The 26,093-nt window shown below is 61.1% G+C and carries 18 protein-coding genes and 1 pseudogene; 10 read left to right on the forward strand and 9 right to left on the reverse strand.

Annotated elements, in window-relative coordinates:
* Window positions 1-102 precede the first annotated feature (102 nt).
* Complete coding sequence (gene typA / locus BJQ17_RS24690; RefSeq protein ID WP_003249222.1) at window positions 103-1,923, reverse strand: translational GTPase TypA; 1,821 nt, start codon at window positions 1,921-1,923, stop codon at window positions 103-105.
* Between the two features lie 128 nt (window positions 1,924-2,051).
* Window positions 2,052-3,506, reverse strand: a complete 1,455-nt coding sequence (gene thiI / locus BJQ17_RS24695; RefSeq protein ID WP_070096789.1) for a tRNA uracil 4-sulfurtransferase ThiI — start codon at window positions 3,504-3,506, stop codon at window positions 2,052-2,054.
* Between the two features lie 450 nt (window positions 3,507-3,956).
* Here thiI and glnA point away from each other — a divergent pair, with 450 nt between their 5' ends.
* The 3 genes from glnA to ntrC all read left to right on the forward strand — a co-directional run bounded on the left by glnA (window position 3,957) and on the right by ntrC (window position 8,247).
* Window positions 3,957-5,363 carry a type I glutamate--ammonia ligase gene (gene glnA, locus BJQ17_RS24700; RefSeq protein WP_003249219.1) on the forward strand — a complete coding sequence of 469 codons (1,407 nt, stop codon included), beginning with the start codon at window positions 3,957-3,959 and terminating at the stop codon, window positions 5,361-5,363.
* A 365-nt stretch (window positions 5,364-5,728) separates the two neighbouring features.
* On the forward strand, window positions 5,729-6,814 hold the full coding sequence (glnL, locus tag BJQ17_RS24705; protein WP_003249215.1) for a nitrogen regulation protein NR(II): 1,086 nt from the start codon (window positions 5,729-5,731) through the stop codon (window positions 6,812-6,814).
* Window positions 6,811-8,247 carry a nitrogen regulation protein NR(I) gene (gene ntrC / locus BJQ17_RS24710; RefSeq protein ID WP_003249213.1) on the forward strand — a complete coding sequence of 479 codons (1,437 nt, stop codon included), beginning with the start codon at window positions 6,811-6,813 and terminating at the stop codon, window positions 8,245-8,247. The genes glnL and ntrC overlap by 4 nt, the downstream gene beginning before the upstream one ends.
* 722 nt (window positions 8,248-8,969) lie before the next feature.
* On the opposite strand, the gene BJQ17_RS24720 is transcribed toward ntrC, so the two are convergent.
* On the reverse strand, window positions 8,970-9,407 hold the full coding sequence (locus BJQ17_RS24720; RefSeq protein WP_003249211.1) for a hypothetical protein: 438 nt from the start codon (window positions 9,405-9,407) through the stop codon (window positions 8,970-8,972).
* Between BJQ17_RS24720 and trmL the strand changes: the two genes are divergently transcribed.
* Window positions 9,406-9,867 (forward strand): tRNA (uridine(34)/cytosine(34)/5-carboxymethylaminomethyluridine(34)-2'-O)-methyltransferase TrmL, encoded by a 462-nt coding sequence (gene trmL / locus BJQ17_RS24725; protein ID WP_003249209.1) that lies wholly within the window; start codon window positions 9,406-9,408, stop codon window positions 9,865-9,867. The genes BJQ17_RS24720 and trmL overlap by 2 nt on opposite strands.
* 155 nt (window positions 9,868-10,022) lie before the next feature.
* Here trmL and secB read toward each other — a convergent pair whose 3' ends face one another.
* Genes secB through BJQ17_RS24740 form a run of 3 tightly spaced genes read right to left on the reverse strand, consistent with a single transcriptional unit; the run spans window position 10,023 to window position 11,217 of the window.
* Window positions 10,023-10,508: a protein-export chaperone SecB gene (gene secB / locus BJQ17_RS24730; protein ID WP_003249206.1), complete on the reverse strand. Its 486-nt coding sequence runs from the start codon at window positions 10,506-10,508 to the stop codon at window positions 10,023-10,025.
* Between the two features lie 39 nt (window positions 10,509-10,547).
* Entirely contained in the window at window positions 10,548-10,802 is a 255-nt protein-coding gene (grxC, locus tag BJQ17_RS24735; RefSeq protein ID WP_003249204.1) for a glutaredoxin 3, read from the reverse strand.
* A gap of 1 nt (window position 10,803) precedes the next feature.
* The gene (locus tag BJQ17_RS24740; protein ID WP_003249200.1) at window positions 10,804-11,217 is read right to left on the reverse strand and encodes a rhodanese-like domain-containing protein; all 414 of its coding nucleotides are present in this window, start codon (window positions 11,215-11,217) and stop codon (window positions 10,804-10,806) included.
* 207 nt (window positions 11,218-11,424) lie between these two features.
* Between BJQ17_RS24740 and gpmI the strand changes: the two genes are divergently transcribed.
* From gpmI to BJQ17_RS24760, 4 genes are all read left to right on the forward strand, one after another.
* Window positions 11,425-12,960 (forward strand): 2,3-bisphosphoglycerate-independent phosphoglycerate mutase, encoded by a 1,536-nt coding sequence (gene gpmI / locus BJQ17_RS24745; RefSeq protein ID WP_003249196.1) that lies wholly within the window; start codon window positions 11,425-11,427, stop codon window positions 12,958-12,960.
* A gap of 140 nt (window positions 12,961-13,100) precedes the next feature.
* The gene (locus BJQ17_RS24750) at window positions 13,101-14,417 is read left to right on the forward strand and encodes a murein hydrolase activator EnvC (RefSeq protein ID WP_070096791.1); all 1,317 of its coding nucleotides are present in this window, start codon (window positions 13,101-13,103) and stop codon (window positions 14,415-14,417) included.
* 78 nt (window positions 14,418-14,495) lie between these two features.
* Window positions 14,496-15,812: a S41 family peptidase gene (locus BJQ17_RS24755; RefSeq protein WP_047603589.1), complete on the forward strand. Its 1,317-nt coding sequence runs from the start codon at window positions 14,496-14,498 to the stop codon at window positions 15,810-15,812.
* Between the two features lie 8 nt (window positions 15,813-15,820).
* Window positions 15,821-16,588, forward strand: coding sequence for a divergent polysaccharide deacetylase family protein (locus BJQ17_RS24760; protein WP_070096792.1), 768 nt, complete (start codon window positions 15,821-15,823; stop codon window positions 16,586-16,588).
* A gap of 39 nt (window positions 16,589-16,627) precedes the next feature.
* Here BJQ17_RS24760 and BJQ17_RS24765 read toward each other — a convergent pair whose 3' ends face one another.
* The 3 genes and pseudogenes from BJQ17_RS24765 to BJQ17_RS24770 all read right to left on the reverse strand — a co-directional run bounded on the left by BJQ17_RS24765 (window position 16,628) and on the right by BJQ17_RS24770 (window position 23,377).
* Complete coding sequence (locus BJQ17_RS24765; RefSeq protein WP_070096793.1) at window positions 16,628-21,313, reverse strand: dermonecrotic toxin domain-containing protein; 4,686 nt, start codon at window positions 21,311-21,313, stop codon at window positions 16,628-16,630.
* 117 nt (window positions 21,314-21,430) lie between these two features.
* A complete protein-coding gene (locus tag BJQ17_RS31815) occupies window positions 21,431-21,895 on the reverse strand; it encodes a hypothetical protein (RefSeq protein WP_175442755.1) in 465 nt (154 codons plus the stop codon).
* A pseudogene (locus BJQ17_RS24770) lies at window positions 21,843-23,377 on the reverse strand (BCCT family transporter). Before BJQ17_RS24770 ends, BJQ17_RS31815 begins: the two are co-directional and overlap by 53 nt.
* Before the next feature lie 532 nt (window positions 23,378-23,909).
* Between BJQ17_RS24770 and betI the strand changes: the two are divergent.
* Together betI and betB are read left to right on the forward strand one after the other, a co-directional pair.
* Complete coding sequence (gene betI / locus BJQ17_RS24775) at window positions 23,910-24,566, forward strand: transcriptional regulator BetI (protein WP_003249185.1); 657 nt, start codon at window positions 23,910-23,912, stop codon at window positions 24,564-24,566.
* A 39-nt stretch (window positions 24,567-24,605) separates the two neighbouring features.
* Window positions 24,606-26,078 (forward strand): betaine-aldehyde dehydrogenase, encoded by a 1,473-nt coding sequence (gene betB, locus BJQ17_RS24780; protein ID WP_003249182.1) that lies wholly within the window; start codon window positions 24,606-24,608, stop codon window positions 26,076-26,078.
* The last annotated feature ends 15 nt before the right edge of the window (window positions 26,079-26,093 follow it).

A 26,093-nucleotide genomic window follows, 5' to 3' on the forward strand; every position in this document is an offset into this window, starting at 1 on the left:
TTTACCCGCGAAGAGGCCGGTACTACCAGCACAAAAAACCCAGACAAACAAAAACGCCCCCGGCCTTTCGACCGGGGGCGTTTTCATTCAGCCTGAGCTAACTCAGTTCTTGGCTTTCTTGGCTGCGCGGGTACGCTCGCCTTCGTCCAGGATCTTCTTGCGCAGACGGATCGACTTAGGCGTCACTTCGCACAGCTCGTCGTCCTGGATGAATTCCAGGGCCTGCTCGAGGGTGTGGCGAACTGGCGGTACCAGGGCGATGACTTCGTCTTTGCCCGAAGCACGCATGTTGTCGAGCTTCTTGCCTTTGGTCGGGTTCACGCCCAGGTCGTTGTCACGGCTGTTCAGGCCGATGATCTGACCGTTGTAGATCTCCTGGCCGTGTTCAACGAACAGCTTGCCGCGAGCCTGCAGGGTTTCCAGCGAGTAGGTCAGTGCCTTGCCGGTCTCGACCGAAACCAGTACGCCGTTGAGGCGGCCGGACATCTGGCCCGACTTCATGGTGTCGTAGCGATCGAAGATCGAGGTCAGGATGCCTGCACCGTTGGTCAGGGTCAGGAACTGGTTACGGAAACCGATCAGACCACGGGCTGGAATGTTGTACTCCAGACGAACACGGCCCTTGCCATCCGGAACCATGTTGGTCAGGTCGCCTTTACGCAGACCCATCTCTTCCATGACCTTGCCCTGGGATTCTTCAGGGATGTCGATGGTGACGTTCTCGAACGGCTCCTGCTTCACGCCGTCGACTTCGCGGATGATCACTTCAGGACGGCCCACGGCCATTTCGAAGCCTTCACGACGCATGGTTTCGATCAGCACCGACAGGTGCAGCTCACCACGGCCCGAAACCTTGAACTTGTCTGGGGAGTCGGTCTCCTGAACGCGCAGGGCAACGTTGTACAGCAGCTCCTTGTCCAGACGGTCCTTGATGTTACGGCTGGTGACGAACTTGCCTTCTTTACCGCAGAACGGCGAGTCGTTGACCTGGAAGGTCATCGAAACGGTCGGCTCGTCAACGGTCAGCGGCTTCATCGCTTCTACCGCATCCGGGGCGCACAGGGTGTCGGAGATGAACAGCTCATCGAAACCGCTGATGCAGACGATATCGCCAGCCTGGGCTTCTTCGACGTCAACGCGGTGCAGACCGTGGTGACCCATCAGCTTCAGGATACGGCCGTTACGCTTCTTGCCGTTGGTGTCGATGGCGACAACCGGGGTGTTCGGCTTGACGCGGCCACGGGCGATGCGGCCAACACCGATAACGCCGAGGAAGCTGTTGTAGTCCAGTGCGGAGATCTGCATCTGGAACGGGCCGTCGCGGTCAACAGACGGTGCAGGTACGTTGTCGATGATCGACTGGTACAGCGGGGTCATGTCTTCGGCCATGGCAGTGTGGTCCAGGCCGGCAATGCCGTTCAGGGCCGAGGCGTAGACCACTTTGAAGTCCAGCTGTTCGTCGGTGGCACCGAGGTTGTCGAACAGGTCGAAGATCTGGTCCAGAACCCAGTCAGGACGTGCGCCCGGACGGTCAACCTTGTTGATCACGACGATTGGCTTCAGGCCGGCTTCGAAAGCCTTCTTGGTCACGAAGCGAGTTTGCGGCATCGGGCCGTCCTGGGCGTCGACCAGCAGCAGCACGGAGTCGACCATCGACATTACACGCTCAACCTCGCCACCGAAGTCGGCGTGGCCGGGGGTGTCGACGATGTTGATGTGGTAGCCGTTCCAGTTGATGGCGGTGTTTTTCGCCAGAATGGTAATACCGCGCTCTTTTTCCTGGTCGTTGGAGTCCATGACGCGCTCGTCATTGAGCTCGTTACGCTCCAGAGTGCCGGACTGACGCAGGAGTTTGTCGACCAGAGTGGTTTTACCATGGTCAACGTGGGCGATGATGGCGATGTTACGCAGATTTTCGATCACAAGTGTATCTCGATCAGAGGATTCGGTTGCCGCCCAGTGTAGGCGGCCAATATGTACTGTTTGAGGCTCAGCGGGCCCGGCGGTCGGGAGGGCGATGGCGGATACTGCCGCCATACAGCCCCGGCGTCTTATGTCGGACGATAAACACGCACATTGGCATGTCCCTCACTGAGCAGGTGGTGTGCGTGCAAACGGCTCATCACACCCTTGTCGCAATACAGCAAGTACTGGCGCGTGGGGTCCAGGTGCTTGAACTTGCTGTTGATGGCGTAGAACGGCATGGCCTGGACTTCGATACCTTCCAGCACCAGAGGTTCGTCTTCCTGGGCATCGGGGTGGCGAATGTCGATGACGATCTGGCCTGGCAGCGCCTCGGCCACTTCCTCGATTTCGATGTCCTTGCCCAGCTCATCGATCACATGGTCGATGGAAATGAACTTGGCGCGCTCAAGAGCGCGCTCCAGCACGGCCATGTCGAACTGCTTTTCTTCGTGCTCCATGCGGTGACGCTTGGCATGGGTGGTCGGGTTTACCGAGATCACGCCGCAGTATTCCGGCATGTGCTTGGCAAAGTCCGCGGTGCCGATTTCGGTGGCCTGGTCGATGATGTCCTGCTTGTGGCTGGCCAGCAGCGGGCGCAGCACCAGCTTGTCGGTGGCCGAGTCGATGATCGACAGGTTCGGCAGGGTCTGGCTGGACACCTGGGAAATCGCTTCGCCGGTCACCAGCGCGTCGATCTGCAGGCGGTCGGCCATATGGGCGGCGCCGCGCAGCATCATGCGCTTGAGGGTCACGCCCATGTAGCTGTTGTCGACCTTGTTGAGGATCTCGCCAACCACTTCTTCGAACGGCACGCTGATGAACAGTACGCGCTGGCTGCTGCCGTATTTTTTCCACAGGTAATGGGCCACTTCCATTACGCCCAGCTCGTGGGCACGGCCGCCGAGGTTGAAGAAGCAGAAGTGGGTCATCAGGCCGCGGCGCATCATCTGGTAGGCCGCAACGGTGGAGTCGAAACCACCGGACATCAGCACCAGGGTCTGCTCCAGGGCACCCAGCGGATAACCGCCGATGCCGTTGTGCTGGCTGTGGATCACATACAGGCGCTGGTCGCGGATTTCGATGCGCACCAGCACTTCAGGCTTTTTCAGCTCGATCCCGGCGGCGCCACACTGCTGGCGCAGCTGGCTGCCGACGTAACGGTCGACGTCCATCGAGGTGAAGTCATGGTGGCCACCGCGCTTGCAGCGCACGGCGAAGTGCTTGCCGGCCAGCAGGTGGCCGAAGTGGTGCTTGCACTTGGCGACGATGTCGTCGAAGTCACCCAGCGGGTATTCCTCTACCTGCAGGAAGTGGGTGATACCCGGGGTGCAGGTGAGGCGTTCGATCATCTCGCGCTGGACTTTTTCGTCTTCGACGCGGGTGACCACCTCGAGATTGTCCCAGACACCATCGACCGCGAGCTCAGGGTCGAGATCCTTGAGCACGTTGCGGATGTTCTTGCCAAGCTGGCGGATGAAGCGCTTGCGCACCGGCCGGCTTTTGATGGTGATTTCTGGGAAGACTTTGACGATAAGTTTCATTGGTTAACAGCGCGCGCAGGGCCTGCCGAAAATGAGGGGCGCGAATTATATCGGAAATTGCTCAGGATTTGACCAACTTTTGATCAGAAGCTTTGAGATAAATGCAGAGGCCAGGTTTTGCAGTGCCTGTTCCGGCCCTTTCGCGGGTAAACCCGCCCGTAGGAGCGGGTTTACCCGCGAAGAGGCCCTAGAAGCTAGCACACCACTCACGCCACGCACCCAATTGGTGCGAGACGATCAAAAAACGCATCGTAAGGGTGCACTTTTACCCGCCAACCCAACGCCAAATGCCCGCAAACGCCCCCTTTTATCCCACCCTCGCCATTTTCGGGCACTGGCATGCAATTTGCTCCCTTGTGAGGCAGGTAAGCTTGGCCGACTATCCGCGCCCGGCAACACCCTTTTTCCAGGGCAGCGGCCCACCGCGCTCTAGACCATCCGGAGGACAACATGTCGAAGTCGGTTCAACTCATCAAAGATCATGACGTCAAGTGGATTGATCTGCGTTTCACGGACACCAAAGGCATTCAGCACCACGTGACCATGCCGTCGCGTGATGCGCTGGACGAAGACTTCTTCGAAGTCGGCAAGATGTTCGACGGTTCCTCCATCGCTGGCTGGAAAGGCATCGAAGCTTCCGACATGATCCTGATGCCGGTCGACGAAACCGCCGTTCTGGACCCGTTCACCGAAGAACCAACCCTGATCATCACCTGCGACATCGTCGACCCGTCGAGCATGCAGGGCTACGACCGCGACCCACGCGCCATCGCCAAGCGTGCTGAAGAGTACCTGAAGAGCACCGGCATCGGTGACACCGTATTCGCCGGCCCAGAGCCTGAGTTCTTCATCTTCGACGAAGTGAAGTTCCACTCGGACATCTCCGGTTCGATGTTCAAGATCTTCTCCGAGCAGGGCTCGTGGATGACCGGCGCTGACGTGGAAGGCGGCAACAAAGGCCACCGTCCAGGCGTGAAAGGCGGCTACTTCCCGGTTCCGCCGTTCGACCATGACCACGAAATCCGTACTGCCATGTGCAACGCCCTGGAAGAAATGGGCCAGACCGTTGAAGTTCACCACCACGAAGTGGCGACTGCCGGCCAGAACGAAATCGGCGTCAAGTTCAACACCCTGGTGAAGAAGGCTGACGAAGTACAGGCGCTGAAATACGTCGTGCACAACGTTGCCGACGCTTACGGCCGTACCGCCACCTTCATGCCGAAGCCACTGTACGGCGACAACGGCTCGGGCATGCACGTGCACATGTCGATCTGGAAAGACGGCAAGAACACCTTCTCGGGTGAAGGCTATGCCGGCCTGTCCGACACCGCCCTGTACTTCATCGGCGGTATCATCAAGCACGGTAAGGCCCTGAACGGCTTCACCAACCCGTCGACCAACTCGTACAAGCGTCTGGTCCCAGGCTTCGAAGCCCCGGTAATGCTGGCCTACTCGGCTCGCAACCGTTCCGCCTCGATCCGTATTCCTTACGTTGGCAGCCCGAAAGCCCGCCGTATCGAAGCACGCTTCCCGGACCCATCGGCCAACCCGTACCTGGCGTTCGCGGCCCTGCTGATGGCTGGCCTGGACGGCATCCAGAACAAGATCCACCCAGGCGACGCGGCCGACAAGAACCTGTACGACCTGCCGCCAGAAGAAGCCAAGAACATCCCGCAAGTGTGCGGCAGCCTGAAAGAAGCTCTGGAAGAGCTGGATAAAGGCCGTGCGTTCCTGACCAAGGGCGGCGTGTTCTCCGATGACTTCATCGACGCCTTCATCGAACTGAAGAGCGAAGAAGAAATCAAGGTCCGTACCTTCGTACACCCGCTGGAATACGAGCTGTACTACAGCTGCTGATCTGATTGGCGCCTCGCGCCGATGACATGATCACAACGGCCTCCCTCGGGAGGCCGTTTTTGTTTCTGCGCACCTTGCAGAAGCACCACTGATTCGCCTGCCACGCTATGCTCTATCTTGGTGCACTAATTCACGCCATGCCCTCAATTGCTCCCCAATCTGGTTCAGATTAAACGTTTCACCAAGACTTTCTGATCCGAATTTGCGCAGATTCAGGCCTTTATCGGTAAATCCCGCTTCTTTTCGGAGCTTTGGTTTGTTTCTTGCATTTTCTTATCCAGAGTCTCGCATCAGTGGATCCACCCCGCGTCCGGCCCTGACCAAAGCAGTGCCAGGCAAGCGCCAAACGAGGTCAACGACGCCTTATGACCATCAGCGATGCACAGCACCGTCTGCTTCTGGACAACCTGACCACCGCCACGTTGCTGCTCAACGCCGAGCTGCGCCTGGAGTACATGAACCCGGCCGCAGAAATGCTACTGGCCGTCAGCGGCCAGCGCAGCCATGGGCAGTTCATCAGCGAGCTGTTCACCGAATCGACCGAGGCGCTCAGTTCGCTGCGCCAGGCGGTCGAGCAGGCGCACCCGTTCACCAAGCGTGAAGCGCAGCTTACATCGCTGACCGGGCAGACCATCACCGTCGACTACGCGGTAACGCCGATACTGCATCAAGGCCAGACCCTGCTGTTGCTCGAGGTGCATCCGCGGGACCGTCTGCTGCGCATCACCAAGGAAGAGGCCCAACTGAGCAAGCAGGAAACCACCAAGATGCTGGTGCGCGGCCTGGCCCACGAAATCAAGAACCCCCTTGGCGGCATCCGCGGAGCGGCCCAGCTACTGGCCCGCGAACTGCCCGAGGAAGGGCTGCGCGACTACACCAATGTGATCATCGAAGAGGCCGACCGCTTGCGCAACCTGGTCGACCGCATGCTCGGCTCGAACAAGCTGCCGTCGCTGGCCATGACCAATATTCACGAAGTGCTGGAGCGGGTGTGCAGCCTGGTCGATGCCGAAAGCCAGGGGTGCATCACTTTGGTGCGCGATTACGACCCAAGCCTGCCGGACGTGCTGATCGACCGAGAACAGATGATTCAAGCCGTACTCAACATCGTGCGCAACGCCATGCAGGCGATCAGCTCGCAGAATGAGCTGCGCCTGGGTCGCATCACCTTGCGCAGCCGTGCCCTTCGCCAGTTCACCATCGGCCACGTGCGTCACCGCCTGGTAGCGCGGGTAGAAATCATCGACAACGGCCCGGGCATCCCGCCGGAACTGCAGGACACCCTCTTCTATCCCATGGTCAGTGGCCGCCCGGACGGTACCGGGCTGGGCCTGGCCATTACCCAGAACATCATCAGCCAGCACCAGGGCCTGATCGAGTGTGAAAGCCACGCTGGCCATACCGCCTTCTCGATTTACCTGCCTCTGGAACAAGGAGCCACCGCCTCATGAGCCGAAGTGAAACCGTATGGATCGTCGACGATGATCGTTCCATCCGCTGGGTCCTGGAAAAAGCCCTGCAACAGGAAGGCATGACCACCCAGAGCTTCGACAGCGCAGACGGTGTCATGGGACGCCTGGCACGCCAGCAACCCGACGTGATCATTTCCGACATTCGCATGCCTGGCACCAGCGGCCTCGACCTGCTGGCGCAGATCCGCGAGCAGCACCCGCGCCTGCCGGTCATCATCATGACCGCCCACTCCGACCTGGACAGCGCCGTGGCCTCGTACCAAGGCGGTGCCTTCGAGTACCTGCCCAAGCCATTCGACGTCGACGAAGCGGTATCACTGGTCAAGCGCGCCAACCAGCACGCCCAGGAGCAGCAAGGCCTGGATGTGCCACAGAACCTGGCGCGCACCCCGGAAATCATTGGTGAAGCCCCGGCGATGCAGGAGGTGTTCCGCGCCATCGGCCGCCTCAGCCACTCCAACATCACCGTGCTGATCAATGGCGAGTCCGGCACCGGCAAAGAACTGGTGGCCCACGCCCTGCACCGGCACAGCCCACGCGCAGCATCGCCGTTCATTGCCCTGAACATGGCCGCCATCCCCAAGGACTTGATGGAGTCGGAGCTGTTCGGCCATGAGAAAGGCGCCTTCACAGGTGCTGCCAACTTGCGTCGCGGCCGTTTCGAGCAGGCCGATGGTGGCACGCTGTTCCTCGACGAAATCGGGGACATGCCTGCCGACACTCAGACCCGCCTGCTGCGTGTGCTGGCCGATGGCGAGTTCTACCGCGTGGGCGGCCATGTGCCGGTCAAGGTCGACGTGCGCATCATCGCCGCCACCCACCAGAACCTGGAGTCACTGGTGCAGGCCGGCAAGTTTCGTGAGGACTTGTTCCACCGCCTGAACGTGATCCGTATCCATATTCCGCGCTTGGCCGACCGCCGCGAGGATATCCCCGCCCTCGCCCGCCACTTCCTTGCCCGGGCGGCCCAGGAGCTGGCAGTCGAGCCGAAGATCCTCAAGCCGGAGACTGAAGAGTTCATCCGCAACCTGCCATGGCCGGGCAATGTGCGGCAGATGGAGAACACCTGCCGCTGGATCACCGTGATGGCCTCCAGCCGCGAAGTGCTGATCGGCGACCTGCCACCCGAACTGCTGAACCTGCCACAAGACGCCGCGCCGGTAACCAACTGGGAGCAGGCCCTGCGCCAGTGGGCCGACCAGGCATTGGCGCGCGGGCAGACCAGCCTGCTGGACAGTGCAGTGCCGAGCTTTGAACGGATCATGATCGAAACGGCACTCAAGCACACCGCCGGCCGCCGTCGCGATGCCGCGCTGTTGCTGGGTTGGGGGCGCAATACCCTGACGCGCAAGATCAAGGAGCTGGGGATGAATGTGGCCGGGGGGGATGATGAGGAAGGTGATGACCACTGAGCTCTGAATTAGCTTTTTAGATTGCTGGGGCTGCTTTGCAGCCCATCGCGACACAAGGCCGCTCCCACAGGATCACCTCTGCCCCCAAGGCTGATGCGATGGACACACATCGCGGTCGTCGTAGGAGCGGGTTCACCCGCGAAGAGGCCGGGCCTGCTGGCCAATCTCCACCTGCCGTTCAGCGTTGCCGCCGCCATCGTATTCGCGGGTAAACCCGCTCCTACCACGGTGTGGGCACACATCGGGGTCGTCGTAGGAGCGGGTTCACCCGCGAAGAGGCCGGGCTTGCTGGCCAATCTCCACCTGCCGTTCAGCGTTGCCGCCGCCACCCTATTCGCGGGTAAACCCGCTCCTACCACGATCCTGTGGGAGCGGCCTTGTGTCGCGATGGGGCGCAAAGCGGCCCCAGTCATTTCAGCCTTCTGAATGCACCGTTCCTGTGCCGGCTGCACCTCTCGAAGGCACAAATCCCCTCAAAATACGGCCAAATCACCCGCAAAGCCCAGTATTCACGGCTTTTGCAAAACTGGCACGCCCCCTGCATTAAGCAATACATCTCCAGTTTCGGGGGCCCTGGTACAGGCAGGCCGGGTGAACCCCTCTTTTATTTGCAGCACCGCCGCTTTTGGGGACCTCGGTACAGGCAGGCCGGGACATCCCCCCTTTATACGCAGCACCCCTTTTGGGGACCCTGGTACAGGCAGGCCGGGATATCCCCTCTTTTATTCGTGCAGTTTCACTTGCACCCGCCAGCGCCCAGCGTCCTCTGCACCGGCCCATTCGCCGTGCAGGGGGCGCGCGGCCACCACCGTCAACAACAAACCTTCCTTGCTGTGCTGTACCCGCCAGCTCACCGGCTTGCCCTGCAGGCTGAGCTGCCCTTGCTGAGCCTTGCCCTGGGCCTGAAACAGCAACGCCACCGTCCCTTCCACGTTCTCGCCATGCAGCTTGGGCTCTTCGTTGAACCACAACTCCAGGCCATCCTGCGTCGCTTGCACCTGCTGCAGCTCACGCTCGTCCGGCGTAGTCAGGCGACCGATCATCAGCCCTACCATCAAGCCAACGATCGCCAATGACAGCATCACCCGTGGGAAGGCCTTCGAACGCACGTCCGGTTCAGGGGTAGAATGCCCGTCATCTTCACGTTTGGAGCCGTGCATGTTTCACGTCATCCTTTTTCAACCAGAAATTCCGCCGAATACCGGCAACATCATTCGTCTATGCGCCAACAGCGGCTGTGCCCTGCACCTGATCGAACCCATCAGCTTCGAACTGGATGACAAGCGCCTGCGCCGCGCAGGGCTGGACTACCACGAGTATGCCACGCTCAAGCGCCACGAGAGCCTGGCCGGATGCCTGGAAAGCCTTGGCAACCCACGGTTGTTCGCCTTTACCACCAAGGGCTCGCACCCGTTCCACGAAGTGGCCTTCCAGCCGGGCGACGCCTTCCTGTTCGGGCCAGAGAGCCGCGGGTTGCCGGCCGAGGTGCTGGACAGCCTGCCGGCCGAGCACCGCCTGCGCCTGCCGATGCGGCCAGGGTGCCGTAGCCTGAACCTGTCCAATACCGTGGCGGTGACGGTGTATGAGGCGTGGCGGCAGAACGGGTTTGCCGGGAGCTGATGTGTTGCCTGTGCGGGCCTCTTCGCGGGTAAACCCGCTCCTACGCAGGCCGAGAGAACGGCGCAATCCCCTGTAGGCGCGGGTTTACCCGCGAAGAGGCCCGCGCCGGCAACAAAAAAGCGCCCCGAGAGGCGCTTTCTTGATACCGGCAGTAATTACTGCACAGTAGGCGCTTCACCCGCTTCCTGCATACGCTGCATTTCTTGCGCGTACAGGGCGTCGAAGTTGACCGGCGACAGCATCAGCGCCGGGAACGAACCGCGGGTCACCAGGCTGTCCAGGGCCTCACGGGCATAAGGGAACAGGATGTTCGGGCAGAACGCACCCAGGGTGTGGCTCATCGAAGGCGCATCGAGGTTGGCGATCAGGAAGATACCGGCCTGCTGCACTTCAGCAATGAAGGCCACTTCATCACCGTTCTTGACGGTAACCGACAGGGTCAGCACGACCTCGTGGAAGTCACCTTCCAGGGATTTCTGCTTGGTGTTCAGGTCCAGGGCAACGCTCGGTTCCCAGGTCTGACGGAAGATCTGCGGGCTTTTCGGGGCCTCGAACGACAGGTCGCGCACATAGATGCGCTGCAGGGAGAACTGAGGGCTGTTGTCTTCTGCAGCAGCGCCGTTGGTCTGTTGGTCAGTCATGTCAGATCCTTATCCTAATGTTTTTGAATGCAGTGCAAATCAGGCCGCCAGCAACGCGTCGAGCTTGCCCGCGCGCTCCAGGGCATAGAGGTCATCGCATCCACCGACATGGGTACTGCCGATCCAGATCTGCGGCACCGACGTACGGCCGGCTTTCTGACTCATCTCGGCGCGAACCTGCGGTTTGCCGTCGACCTTGATTTCCTCGAAGGCCACGCCCTTGCTCTCGAGCAGGTACTTGGCACGCATGCAGTAGGGGCAGTAGTCGCTGGAATAGACGATGACAGGCTTCATATCACTTCACCAGGGGCAGGTTATCGGCTTTCCAGCTGGAAACGCCACCGCTCAGTTTGGCGGCGTTGTAACCAGCTTTGAGCAGCTCGCGGCAAATGGTGCCGGACTGCTGGCCCATCGCGTCGACGACGATCAAGGTCTTTTCTTTATGCTTGTCCAGCTCGGTCATGCGGTTGGCCAGCTTGTCCTGCGGGATGTTCACCGCGCCGACGATGTGACCGGCGGAGTATTCCTTGGCCGGGCGAATATCGATCACCAGGGCCTTCTCGGCATTGACCAGGGCTGTCAGTTGGCCATTAGTCAGGCTCTGGCCACCACGACGGATTTCATTGACGAGCAGCAGGACCAGCAGAATGAGGAAGATCGCAACCAGGATGTAGTGATCTGTCGCGAATTGAATCAGGTGAGCAACCATCAGCGGTGTTCCAGGCGATTGAAAATGCCGGCCAGTATACACAGCCCCTTGGTGCCACCAAAGCCCGACGGGCCGGCCACAAAACCACCTTCATGTTGCTACCACAGGTGCGCCGGTCGGTGGAATGGGACGAATATTCGCCGCAGGTGGCGTATTTGCCCTAAAATGCGTGTCTTTATCATCTTTGAACAACCGTGAGTTTGATTGATGACGAGCACGCCCAAACCCCTGGTCCTGATTATCCTGGATGGCTTCGGCCATAGCGATATCCCCGAACACAACGCCATCTTTGCCGCCAATAAACCGGTCTATGACCGCCTGTGCGCCACCCAGCCGCATGGCCTCATTTCCGGCTCGGGCATGGATGTCGGCCTGCCGGACGGGCAGATGGGCAACTCCGAAGTCGGTCATATGAACCTCGGCGCAGGTCGTGTCGTCTATCAGGACTTCACGCGGGTGACCAAGGCCATCCGCGACGGCGAGTTCTTCGAAAACCCGGTACTGACCGGTGCTGTGGACAAGGCAGTCGGTGCTGGCAAGGCCGTGCACATCCTCGGCCTGCTGTCCGATGGTGGCGTACACAGCCACCAGGAGCACTTGGTGGCCATGGCCGAACTGGCCGCCCAGCGTGGCGCTGAAAAGATCTACCTGCACGCCTTCCTCGATGGCCGGGACACCCCGCCACGCAGCGCGCAGTCGCCCATCGAACTGCTCGACGCCACCTTCGCCAAACTGGGCAAGGGCCGCATTGCCAGCCTGATCGGCCGCTACTACGCCATGGACCGCGACAATCGCTGGGACCGCGTCAGCGCCGCCTACAACCTCATCGTCGACAGCACTGCCGAGTACACCGCTGACACGGCCCTGGCAGGCCTTGAAGCGGCTTACGCCCGCGACGAAAGCGACGAGTTCGTCAAGGCCACGCGCATTGGCGAAGCCGTCAAGGTCGAAGATGGCGATGCCGTGATTTTCATGAACTTCCGCGCCGACCGCGCTCGCGAACTGTCGCGTGCATTCGTAGAGCCAGACTTTACGGAATTCGCCCGTGCGCGCCTGCCGAAGATGGCGGCGTACATCGGCCTGACCCAGTATTCGGCGAAGATCCCGGCCCCGGCAGCCTTTGCCCCGTCCAGCCTGAACAACGTGCTGGGCGAATACCTGGCGAAAAACGGCAAGACCCAGCTGCGCATCGCCGAAACCGAGAAATACGCCCACGTCACCTTCTTCTTCTCGGGTGGCCGTGAAGAGCCGTTCGAAGGCGAAGAACGCATCCTGATCCCGTCGCCGAAGGTCGCCACCTATGACCTGCAACCGGAAATGAGCGCACCAGAGGTGACCGATCGCATCGTCGAAGCCATCGAACAGCAGCGCTTCGACGTCATCGTGGTCAACTACGCCAACGGCGACATGGTCGGCCACACCGGCGTGTTCGAGGCGGCGGTCAAGGCCGTCGAAGCACTGGATACCTGTGTAGGGCGCATTGTCGATGCACTGGACAAGGTCGGCGGCGAGGCCCTGATCACCGCTGACCACGGCAACGTCGAGCAAATGGAAGACGAGTGCACCGGCCAGGCGCACACCGCGCACACGACCGAGCCGGTACCGTTCATCTATGTGGGCAAGCGCAACGTGAAAGTGCGCGAGGGCGGCGTGCTGGCAGACGTGGCGCCAACCATGCTGAAGCTGCTGGGGCTGGAAAAGCCGGTGGAAATGACCGGTACCTCGATTCTGGTCGACGCCTGAATGTCGAAAGGGGCTGCGTTGCAGCCCCAATTGCACATGAATTCCAGACAAACGCCCCCCTGCATCCGTAGCGAGGCGTTTTTTTTGCCTGCCCAGGCGGGCATACTAGGCCAGTCTCCATCCTTGGTACGCCAAACCCCATGCTTCGCGCCCTGATCCTCCTAGCCCTGTCTTGCCTGCTCAGCCCGGCCTTCGCCGATGAGCGTGCGCAGACCCAGCAGCAACTGGATGCCACCCGCCAGGACATTGCCGAGCTCAAGAAAACGCTGAGCAAGCTCCAGGAAGAAAAGGCAGGTGTGCAAAAAGACCTCAAAGCCACCGAAACCGACATCGGCAACCTCGAAAAGCAGGTGGAGGCCCTGCAGCAAGAACTAAAAAAGACTGAAGGCGGGCTGGAGCGCCTTGATACCGAGAAAAAAAAACTCCAGAGCGCCCGCGTTGAACAACAACGACTGATCGCCATTCAGGCCCGTTCGGCTTACCAGAACAACGGTCGCGAGGAATACCTCAAGCTGCTGCTCAACCAGCAGAACCCCGAGAAATTCGCCCGCACCCTCACCTATTACGACTACCTGAGCAAGGCGCGCCTGGAGCAATTGCGCACCTTCAACGAGACCTTGCGCCAACTGGCCAACGTCGAACAGGAAATTTCCAGCCAGCAACAACAACTGCTGGCCCAGCGCACCGACCTCGATAGCCGCCGCCAGGCCCTGGAAACCGAGCGCGCCAAGCGCCAGCAGGTACTGGCAAAGCTCAACAGCGATGTAAAAGACCGCGATCAGAAGCTGCAAGCGCGCGAACAGGACCAGGCCGACCTGGCCAAAGTCCTGAAGACCATCGAGGAAACCCTCGCCCGCCAGGCGCGTGAAGCTGAAGAGGCACGCAAGAAGGCCCTGCTGGCACAGCAGGAAGCAGAAAAACGCCGCCAGCAGGAAGCGCTGGCCGCCGCCGCTGCCCGCGACCGGGCCCGTGAGCCCGCAGAGCCAGTGGAACCGCCGAAAAAGGCCCGCACCACCCTCGGGCCGATGGTTTCCAGCGATGGCGCGAACTACGGCGGCGCATTTTCTGCTGCGCGGGGCAAACTTCCATGGCCAGTCAATGGTCGATTGCTGGCACGCTTCGGTGATGCCCGCGGTAGCGACGCTCGTGCCAAGTGGGACGGGGTTATGATCAGCGCCAACCCAGGCACCCAGGTACGTGCCGTGCACGGCGGGCGTGTGGTATTCGCGGACTGGTTGCGCGGCGCCGGGCTTCTGGTCATTCTCGACCATGGCAACGGTTACCTGAGCCTGTACGGCCACAACCAGAGCCTGCTCAAGAATGCCGGTGATATCGTCAAGGCCGGTGAAGCCATTTCCACCGTTGGCGACAGCGGTGGCCAGGACGCGGCAGGCTTGTATTTCGCTATCCGCCAGCAAGGCCGGCCTGCCGACCCTTCGCAGTGGTGCCGTGGCTAGTCAAATTTCTACGGCGCAGCTTGAGTGCTGCGCCGATGCTCCCCAGGGAGCGCTTACAGGATCAGGAGTTCGTTCGACATGCTGCACTCGCCTCGTCTCACCCAGCTGGCCCTGTCCATCGCCCTGGCGGTCGGCGCGCCCCTGGCCACCGCCGCAGAGCCGGCCAAGGCCGCCGCAGTGCCAGCCACCGAGGTGACCGCCAAGGCGCCACTGCCGCTGGAAGAACTGCGCACCTTCGCCGAGGTCCTGGACCGCATCAAGGCCGCCTACGTCGAACCGGTAGACGACAAGACCCTGCTGGAAAACGCCATCAAGGGCATGCTCAGCAACCTTGACCCGCATTCGGCCTACCTTGGCCCCGAGGACTTCCAGGAGCTGCAGGAAAGCACCAGCGGCGAGTTCGGCGGGCTGGGTATTGAAGTAGGCCAGGAAGACGGCTTCATCAAGGTGGTTTCGCCAATCGACGACACCCCAGCCTCGCGGGCCGGCGTGCAGGCCGGTGACTTGATCGTCAAGATCAACGGCGCCCCGACCCGCGGCCAGACCATGACCGAAGCGGTCGACAAGATGCGCGGCAAGGTCGGCGAGAAAATCACCCTGACCTTGGTACGCGACGGCGGCAACCCGTTCGACGTGACCCTGACCCGTGCAGTCATTCAGGTCAAGAGCGTGAAGAGCCAGCTGCTGGAGAACGATTACGGCTACATCCGTATCACCCAGTTCCAGGTCAAGACCGGAGACGAAGTGGGCAAGGCCCTGGCCAAGCTGCGCAAGGACAACGGCAAGAAACTGCGCGGGGTGGTGCTGGACCTGCGCAACAACCCAGGCGGCGTGTTGCAGTCGGCAGTGGAAGTGGCCGACCACTTCCTGACCAAAGGTCTGATCGTCTACACCAAGGGCCGCATCGCCAACTCCGAGCTGCGTTTCTCGGCCGACCCGGCCGATGCCAGCGCAGGCGTGCCGCTGGTGGTACTGATCAACGGTGGCAGTGCATCGGCATCGGAAATTGTCGCCGGCGCCCTGCAGGACCAGAAACGCGCCGTGCTGATGGGCACCGACAGTTTCGGCAAAGGCTCGGTGCAGACCGTGCTGCCACTGGCCAACGACCGCGCCCTGAAGCTCACCACTGCGCTGTACTACACCCCCAACGGCCGCTCGATCCAGGCTCAGGGCATTGTCCCGGACATCGAGGTGCGCCCGGCCAAGCTCACCGCCGAAGCCGACACCGAAAACTTCAAGGAAGCCGACCTGCAGGGCCACCTGGGCAACGGCAACGGCGGCGCCGACCGCCCGACCGGCAGCAGCAAGCGCAAGGAGCGCCCGCAGGATGACGACTTCCAGCTGAGCCAGGCACTGAGCCTGCTCAAGGGCCTGAACATCACCAAGGGCGACTGAGCCACCCTATGCGTTTTCTGCTGTGTCTGTTGTTTTGCCTGATGGCCGGAATCGCGCAAGCGGCGCCGGCCAACAAGGCCTACATGAGCATCATCATCGACGACCTGGGCCAGAGCCCCGAGCGTGACAGCCGTACCCTGGCCCTGCCCGGGCCGGTGACCATGGCGATCATGCCCGACACCCCGCATGCCACCGACTTTGCCCGCCAGGCGCACAAGGCCGGCAAGACGGTGATCTTGCACATGCCCATGGACCCGGCCACCGGGCCCTATGCCTGGCACCCGGGCATCGCCATCGAAGAGCTGGCGCGGCGCCTGGACGCAGCATTGGTCAAGGTGCCCTACGCCGCCGGCATCAACAACCACATGGGCAGCCGCATGACCGCACAGCGTGAACCCATGGCGTGGTTGATGGGTGAGCTGCAGCGGCGCCATCTGTTCTTTGTCGACAGCCGCACCAGTGCCGCCACGGTCGCCGCAGCCGAGGCTCAAGCACACGATGTCGCGCATGTGTCACGGGATGTATTTCTGGATGACGTGCGCACGCCGGAAGCCATCGACGCTCAGCTGCAACAGGGTATTGCACTGGCCCGCAAGCACGGCTCGGCCGTATTGATCGGCCACCCCTACCCGCAGACGCTAGCGGTACTGGAAAGTCAAATTCCACGGCTCAAGCAATTGGGGATCGAACTGGTCACGCTGCCACAGATGATCGCCACACGTGGCAACCAGGCCATGCCTGCACACGGCAAGCATGGCCGTTACAGCAACCGCTAACATTCGCTGATCGCGGCGCTGGGCCACCCGGGCGAAGGTTCAGAGGTTGAACGGAATGACATCCTTGGCCTGTGCGTAGGTCAGGTTACCCCGATAAATGCTCAGTACCTGCCCCTCGCTCGCCGCCTTCATTTGCTCGCGATACCCCATCTTGCGCTGGCTCCACAGCTTGAGATGGCCTTTGCCAAACGCCGTCGGCGCCGCCTGCGAGTCGGCAAAATGGAAATGTGCGGCCCACAAGGGTTTACCTCGACCCTCACCGGGAGCACGCAACAGGCTGATCCGGTACTCGTCCAGATAGCCATCGGAGACCACCTGCCGAGGCCCGACATATTCCACGGCGAGCAACCCCTGTTGATGGAGAAAATTGAGCCCTCTGGAACCTGGATAGCGCGTCTTGCTGTAAAGCGCTACCAAACAGTCGCGGCGGGCCTGACGCAACTGAATCAACGCATCGTCCATGCCCGCCAGCAGCGCGTGCTCGGCGTCGGCATCGCTGAGCTGTTCACGCAGCTCGGCCACTTCGTTGATCTGGCCATCCAGCATCGACATCAGGCCCATGTCGTCAGCATCCTTGGCAACCAGGGCTCTGGCTTGAGCGATGACATTTTCGTTCTGTGCCAGCATGGCCTCGGCCAGCTCCCGGTTGTTCCTTTCGGACTCCGGCGTAGAAGTCCGCGATGGCTGTTCCGGTTCGCCCGAGGCTACCTCTTCAACCCAGGTGTTTCCCTGTTTCTGGAAGCGATGCAGCGCGCTCTTGTTGAAAGCCGCTACAACTTGCAGCACAGCCTGCCCCTCGACCACCGATTCGCTGCCAATGACTATCTGACCAGCCCGCGTATGGGCCACCTGCAGGCTCTTTAGTGAATAAACCGCACGACGTGTGCCACGGACCTGCCCGTCCGCCTGCTCGCGCATGGCCTCGACCAACGCCTCACCGGCCATGGTTTTCAGTTCCACCATCTGTTGCTTGTAGGCCTCAAGGCGCTGGACATCGATGAGCTTGCTGCCGAGTGTCTTGATCCGTTCGGCGTTGAGAATCGCCGCGAGGTATTCGTCCCACGCACTTTGCAGCACCTCGATTCGTTCGGCGACAGGCAAGTCACAGAACATCAGCAGATGATGCGTTTGTGCGGCCACCCGCAGACGCTGACTGGCGAGCGCATGGCGGAAGATCATGTAGTGCTGGGTAGGCGTGCCTTTGTGCCACTGCAGGGCCAGCTCGACCAGGCCCATGGCCTGGAAAAACCGGATGTTGATCGTGGTCGTCTTACGGCTCGCGATAATGCTCGAGACGGTCAGAGTGGAATTGATGTAAGGCACTTGCATGTCGATATCGGTGATGGCCAACAGGCGATCCAGCTGGCTGGAGACATTGATGATCCTGGGCTGCTCTTCAAGCAACTTCTCCAACATCGTCCGGAACCTGACATACAACTCGGCCTGTTTCTCTGGCGGTGCGTCATTGAGCGCATTGGTGAGTTGGTCGTATTCCCTGAACCCTCCCAAGGCCAGGAGCTCATCAATGAAGAACATGCCAAAGCTGATCAGGTTCTTGCGGACCTGGCCCAAGAGTATCCGTTGATCTCTCACGCTGCCGGCGTGCGTCGAGGCGCTCGACTTGTCAAGCACGTAGGTAATGTTGCGTTCGGCCTCGAGATAACCAAGGAACAATCTCTCGTTCAAGGGCAGGCGCTGGTTGCGCAGCGTATTCGTCTGCTCTTGCAACTGCTGGAACTTGAGCTTGAACAACGCGGTAGCCTGCTCGAATTGCGCACGTTCGTCTGGGTCGGTGGGTGGCGCCTTTTGCAACCGATCCTCGACTTTTCTTACCGGATCACGCAAACCGACAATCTGCTCGCTCAACGCGTTGAAATCCTTCGTGGCAGCCTCCGCGGTCAAGATAAGCCGCTCTATCTCGGCCTGAGCCTTGGCGATCGGCCCGCTAAGCTTCTTGCGCAGTCGCTCGCGGGCCAACTCGCCGGAGCGATCATTGCCACCGTGCAAGCGCGAATTATTGAGGTGCCAGACATCGCCGTCGCGCATCAGGTAGGGCCCAACCGTGCCGTCCGGACCGATGATGCGAAACGCTGCGTTATCAAGGCTGACTCGGTAGACATTACCGCCCAGAGACACATAGAAATCATCCCCAATCCGCACCAGCCCCGCAGCCACGCCCTGCGTCTGCGGTTTACGTCCCTCCAGCGAAACGCTGGCCGCCAACGCCCGCATTTGGCCGCGCTGGGCACTCGACAGGCCGTTGAGCCCCCCAGCCCCACGCCAGGAAAAGTCGAGGTGGGTGTTGGCCATCGCCTGCAGGCTGTCGACCGAGACGCTGGGCTCCCGCGTCGCGGTGGAAAGGTTCGCCAACTCAATCCCATTGCCTGCAGCTGGCCCCTGGAGCAGCGATGGCGGCAGGTCGCCAGAGACGGGCGGCGCTGCCAGTTTCGGCGTCTGCAGGTGTATCAGCGCCAGCAAGGTGTTGTTCAGCACATCGACCATCGCCTGGATGCGCTCGTCGAAATGCGAACTGGCCAGGCCATGCACATCGTTGATCAAGCTGCGCATGCCGATGTAGAGCCAGGCAACCGAGGTGAGCGGCCCCGGTAACACTGGAAACACAACATTCAGCAGTTCCCAGGAAAATGCCGTGACCAGCCGCCAGCGCACCTCGCTGTTGCTCATGGCGCTGCGATCCGCCAGCTCCAGCAACATCCGGCCCTTGGCTTCGAACATTTGCCGATCCACGTCCCGCGCCCAGAATTGCAGCGCCAACTGAACAGGCTGCGGTTTCTCCGGGAGGGTGTAAGGGTCGAGCAGCCATTGGGGCAGGTGCGGCTCCCGGAAGCCGCCATTATCGTAGACTGCGCGCTGAGCTTGCTCGATCCACAGCAGCACGCTGTCCTGCAGCGCCCCCGGGCGGCTGATCGCATCCAACAGTGCCTGAGCGCTGCCGAACTGAATCAGCGCCTTTTCGGTGTACAGCGGGCAGTACAACAGATAAACACCCAACTCGATGAGTTCGATCACGTAGAAACCATGCGCCACGTCGACCCTCTCCGATGTCGGCGAGCGTTTGAACGCAAGCGGTGCAATCCGCACAGCGGCTGCACCTTCTTGGCCGCTACGGCAGAATTCTGCCAGGGCGCCGTAGGCGAACTTGTCGAGCCGTTTGACGGCACGCGCCCGCGCAGCATCGAACATCAGTGTGATACGCCAGCGTATGGCAAATGCCGAGATGTGTTCGGCCCGGCTCGCCGAGCGATCGATCATCGACTGTACATGACGTGGATAACTGCCGCCGATGTCGACTCGCTGTACCAGCTCACGGACGTAATCAATGGTCATCCACTTCATGATCAGCTGGTTTTCACGGTGCGCGATGTGTGTCACCACCCCTCCTGCGGTGGCATCCAGGCGGCCGATCGCCAACTGCGTCAAAGTCAGCTTCTTGTCGCCAGTCTTCTGGCCGAAGCCCAGCCCGTGACCGTCACTGACAAAGCGCTCGACAGTGAGGATAAGGTCATCAGGAAAGTAATTGGCGTCTACCGGGTGGTCATGCAGCATCTCCTCGCGCAGGCGCGTCGCCGCATAGGTGTGCAAGTCCGGCAGACCGTCCTGAATGCCCTGGGCTGGGGTGCGCTGTTGCAGTAGCGACAAGTCGAGCATGGCTTGTAGGTAGGCGGTCTGGCTATCCGTATCGGCTCGCGACAGGCCCTTGGGGAGCGCCAAGCCCAGCCCACCGGAGCCATAGTCACTGAACTCGGCAAAAAAGGACGCGGGGTCGCAGGCCAAATGGCAGTAATGCTCCAGTTGGTCGACGCTGTCGATCGCACTCCAGCGCAGGCGGGCCACGCGCTCGAGCAAGATTTCCAGCAACAAGGCGCTGTACAGGGCGAAAGCGTCGCCCTCTACAGTCAGGCCTTGCCAGCTCAACTCATCAAACCGGTAACGTCCCGCCATCTGCATTTGCAACGCCGAGCCGAATGCACCCTGGGCGTCGAAACTGCGGACCAGGCCTTCGGGAGAACACCAGAGTGTCAGTTCGCGAACTTCACTGGAGGCGGTAATCAGCAAGCCGGGCAACAGCTCATGGAACGTGTCTTTACCCTCACGTAACGCCACCCGCACCAGTTGCACATCGAGCCCGGTACGGTTGCCCATCATCAGGTCACGCAGCAGCTTGCGTTGTTCGTCATCCAGCGCTTCGTCCTTCAGGCCATCGAGCAGGTTGGCGCGCAACAACTGCTGCAACCACAGGTCCCGGTCGATCGTGGCGTCGCCGTTCCAATAGCCGATCTGCGCTTGCTGGAAGTGCCAAAGCAGTATCGGCAGCAACGCGTTGAGGCCATCGGTCAGGCGCGCGGGCTCGATCAAATCGCCCTCAGCAGTTTCGAAGCTCGACTCGATGGCGAAAAAGCGCCGGGGCGGGTTCAGGCTAAGGCGGTAGTCACTTGCTGGGGTGAGGTCCAGTGGTTTAGCCGCAAGCAGGGCCTGCAGCACAACATCCACCAGCGGCTGAGGGTGCCAGACACCATCCGGCTGCAGGGACATCAGGTACAGCGGTGCAGCCGAGGTCATTTCAGGGCGATGCACGCCAACCAGAGGATAGTGCTCCAGAATCACCTTCATGATCTGTTCACCTGCGACCTGCCGGAATGTAGGACGGCTGGCGAACTGGGCGGCGACTGCGTGATTGAGGTTGTGCGCGTGAGTGGCGGGCATGACCAGGACTCGTTGTGGAATGAACCACAAAGCGTCCTGGAGATGTTATCGAATGAGGTGCTACATATTGCTGCTGGCAAGCCGCGACACCTGGCAGTGCGGCGGCCTGCCGGGAAGTCAGCTGTAGACGCGGCCAAGCACCTGGCGATGGCTCTCGAACTGATCGAGCACATCACGCACGATCTGGTCTGGGGCAAAGCCCATCAGGTCGTACTCCTGACTGCCGTCATGCAGGTAGACCTCGGCGCGGTAGAAGCGCTGGCGCAGTTCAGGCTCACCCTCGACCGGCGGCTCGCTCGACGCGGTCATATAGCCGTCAAGGCTCACTTCGTAGACGAACGGGTTGCCTTCTTCCATCATCACCCGCAAGCCCATCAGGTTGCGCGACTGGCCAACGCGGGTTTCCACCTCGAAGCCCTGCGTCTGCAGCTGTGCAGCGGCTTCTTTCAACGCCGGGCTGACCTGCTTGTCCATGAAGCGCTGTACCACGGCCTGGGTCGGCTGCAGTTCCAGCTGGGTCAGGCGCTCGCTAAAGCCGCGACGGCCACGGGCGGCCAGTTCGGCGCGCTCCTGCTCGATCACCACGTCCTGCTTCATGGCCTTGTACAGGCCGAACATGAACAGCACCAGCACCACCGAGAATGGCAGGCCCGCCAGCACGACCATGGTCTGCATGGCTTCGAAGTTACCGGCAAACAGCAGGCCGATCGTGACCAGGGTGATCACCACGGACCAGAACACCACCATCCAGTGCGGGGCATCCTCGTCGACCTTGCCGCCTGTGCACGACAGGTTGGCCATCATCACCGCGCCGGAGTCGGCCGGTGTGAGGAACAGCACGAACCCGACGAACACTGCCACACCAATGACGATCTTGGCTGCCGGGAAGTATTCCAGCAGCTGGTAGATCGACATCGATGGCTGTTCCAGCGCAGTCTTGCCCAGCTCCACGGCGCCCTGGTTGATCACCAGGTCCAGTGCGGTGTTGCCGAAGATCGACAGCCAAGCCAGGGTGAAGCCCAGCGGGATCAGCAGCACACCCATCACCAGTTGGCGCACGGTGCGGCCCTTGGAAATACGCGCAATGAACATGCCGACGAACGGGCCCCAGGAGATCCACCAGGCCCAGTAGAACACGGTCCACAGGCCCAGCCAGCGCTCCGACTTGCCGGCTTCGCCTTCATACACATAGAGGTCGAAGGTTTTCAGCACGATGCCGTTGAGGTAGTCGCCGACGTTCTGCACGAAGCCGTTGAGCAGGTGCAGGGTCTCGCCGCCCAGCAGCACGAAGATCAACAGGCCACTGAACAGCATGATGTTCAGGTTGGACAGGCGGCGAATGCCGTTTTCCACACCCGATACCGCTGCCACGGTAGCCACGCCAGCCATGACCAGGATCACCACCAGCAGGTTGGTCTTGCTGTGGTCCATGCCGAACAGGTATTCCAGGCCGGACGACACCTGCATCGCGCCGATGCCCAAGTTGGTCACCAGGCCCAGCAGGGTGACGAACATGCCGAAGATGTCGACGGCGTTGCCGGCAGCGCCCTTGACCCAACGCTCGCCCACCAGCGGGTACAGCGCCGAACGCAGTGCCAGCGGCTGGTTGTGACGGTAGGCAAAGTAACCCACGGCCAGGCCCACCAGGGCATAGATCGCCCAGCCGTGCAGGCCCCAGTGCAGGAAGGTCAGCTGCAGGCCCTGGCGCGCGGCCTCGAGGCTGGCAGGAGTGCCCTCCGGTGGGTTGAAATAGTGGTCCAGGGGCTCGGAGGCGCCGAAGTACAGCAGCGAAATACCGATACCGGACGAGAACAGCATGCCGGCCCAGGCGCCGTAGCTGAAGTCAGGCTGGTCGTCCTTGCCACCCAGCTTGAGGCTGCCGTAGTCGGAGAAAGCCAGGTAGACGACGAACAGCAGGTATCCGCAGATGACCAGCATGTAGTACCAGCCAAAGGTGCGCGTCAGCCACTTCTGGGCCACGCCCAGCACCTGCCCGGCAGTTTCGGGTACAGCGATCAGCAAGGCAGTCAGAACAAGGATCATCAGCGCGGAGGTGAAGAACACCACGCGGTTGACCCGTACCCTCTCGGCGGGGGGCTTGGTAAGTGAGGCAGAACTCATTGCACGAATGCTCCGGGCAGTGCGGCTGTGGAGGCTAATCAGTCTTTCCCGAGCAATTGGTGGAATATCCCCACTGCATCAGGTGTTATAAAAGAACCCTGGAAACCGTGATCCCGAATCGATACGTTGCCAAAAACAGACAGGTGGCCTGCTGAAAATGCCACGCCTCAACGGAGGTGCGCGCATTCGTCACAGGTCACCCCGCCCGCTCCAAGGGCCTGTCGCAGGGCCAATGGCCGTACGGCAGAATCTGCATTTCGCATCGCTCATGCCCGTCAACACCTTGTATTCCGGGGGTTACGCGATTTCCTGGGGTGTCAATCCGTGCCTTCTCGACCGCCTGAAAAACTGTCAATGGCACAAATTGTCGCAGAGCTTATTCTTTATTGATTGAACGTTCAATCAAAACAAAATAGACTGGCCTTCGCCGAGTCAGCCGCCTGTCGTCTGCTCGCAGGCCTGAGGAGATAGCAAGATGCCCAAGGTCGGTATGCAACCCATCCGGCGCCAGCAGTTGATCGAAGCCACATTGCAGGCGGTCGATCAGGTCGGACTGGGGGACGCCAGCATTGCGCTGATTGCCCGTTTGGCCGGTGTGTCGAACGGCATCATCAGTCACTACTTTCGGGACAAGAACGGCCTGATCGCAGCGACGATGGGTTACATCATGAGCATGCTCAACGAAGGCGTCAGAGCACGTCGCCAGGCCCTGAAAGACGACAGCCCGCGCGCCCACCTGAAAGTGATCATCGAGGGCAACTTCGATGCCAGCCAGGTAAACGGCCCGGCAATGAAAACCTGGTTGGCCTTCTGGGCTTCCAGCATGCACCAGCCCGATTTACACAGGTTGCAGCGGATCAACGACCACCGCTTGTATTCCAACCTGTGCTGCCAGTTCCGCCGCGCCCTGCCGCTCTACCATGCGCGCAAGGCAGCCCGCGGCCTGGCAGCCCTGATCGACGGTCTGTGGCTGCGTGGCGCCCTGTCGGGTGATGCATTCGACACCGATCAGGCAATACGGATTGCTTACGAATACATGGATCTACAACTGGCTAAGCAGCACACCCTGGGCACCAACGACCAGGCCGCTGAACAAGCGCGCACGGCACTTGCCAACCCGGCAGGAGCGTGACGCGCAAGCCAAACCACACACTGCACTTGCGAGGACACTATGGCCCGTTTCGGAACGCAAAAACTCTACATTGATGGCGCTTACGTCGACGCTGGCAGCGATGCCACGTTCGAAGCCATCAACCCGGCTACCGGCGAAGTCCTCGCCCACGTGCAACGTGCTACCGAGGCTGACGTCGAGAAAGCCGTCGAAAGCGCCGAGCGTGGCCAGAAAGTCTGGGCTGCGATGACTGCCATGCAGCGTTCGCGCATCCTGCGCCGCGCCGTCGACATCCTGCGCGAGCGCAACGACGAGCTGGCCATGCTGGAAACCCTGGACACCGGCAAGTCGTACTCCGAAACCCGCTACGTCGACATCGTCACCGGCGCCGACGTCCTGGAATACTACGCAGGCCTGGTACCGGCCATCGAAGGCGAGCAGATCCCGCTGCGCGAATCGTCCTTCGTCTACACCCGCCGCGAGCCGCTGGGCGTAACCGTGGGTATCGGTGCCTGGAACTACCCGATCCAGATCGCCCTGTGGAAATCTGCCCCGGCCCTGGCCGCTGGCAACGCGATGATCTTCAAACCGTCGGAAGTCACTTCGCTGACCACCCTGAAACTGGCCGAGATCTACACCGAAGCCGGCCTGCCAAACGGCGTGTTCAACGTTCTGACCGGCAGCGGCCGCGAAGTCGGCACCTGGCTGACCGAGCACCCGCGCATCGAAAAAGTGTCTTTCACCGGCGGTACCACCACCGGCAAGAAAGTCATGGCCAGCGCCTCCAGCTCTTCGCTGAAGGAAGTGACCATGGAACTGGGCGGCAAGTCGCCTCTGATCATCTGTGCCGACGCCGATCTGGACAAGGCCGCTGATATCGCCATGATGGCCAACTTCTACAGCTCGGGCCAGGTGTGCACCAACGGCACCCGCGTGTTCATCCCGGCTGAAATGAAGGCGGCCTTCGAAGCCAAGATCGCCGAGCGCGTTGCCCGCATCCGCGTTGGCAACCCGGAAGACGAAAACACCAACTTCGGCCCGCTGGTCAGCTTCCAGCACATGGAAAGCGTGCTGGGCTACATCGCCAAGGGCAAGGAAGAAGGTGCCCGCGTGCTGTGCGGTGGCGAGCGCCTGACTGCCGGTGACTTCGCCAAAGGTGCCTTCGTTGCGCCGACCGTGTTCACCGACTGCACCGACGACATGACCATCGTCAAGGAAGAGATCTTCGGCCCGGTGATGAGCATCCTCACCTACGAAACCGAAGAAGAAGTGATCCGCCGTGCCAACGACACCGACTACGGCCTGGCCGCCGGCGTCTGCACCAACGACATCACCCGCGCCCACCGCATCATCCACAAGCTCGAAGCCGGTATCTGCTGGATCAACGCCTGGGGTGAATCGCCGGCCGAAATGCCGGTAGGTGGCTACAAGCAGTCGGGCGTCGGCCGTGAAAACGGCGTCAGCTCGCTGGCTCAATACACTCGCATCAAGTCGGTCCAGGTCGAGCTGGGCGGCTACAACTCGGTTTTCTGAACCCTGTCTAGCCCC

Origin of the sequence: Pseudomonas sp. NBRC 111139 (assembly GCF_001753955.1) — a bacterium.
Classification (GTDB): Bacteria; Pseudomonadota; Gammaproteobacteria; order Pseudomonadales; family Pseudomonadaceae; genus Aquipseudomonas; species Aquipseudomonas alloputida.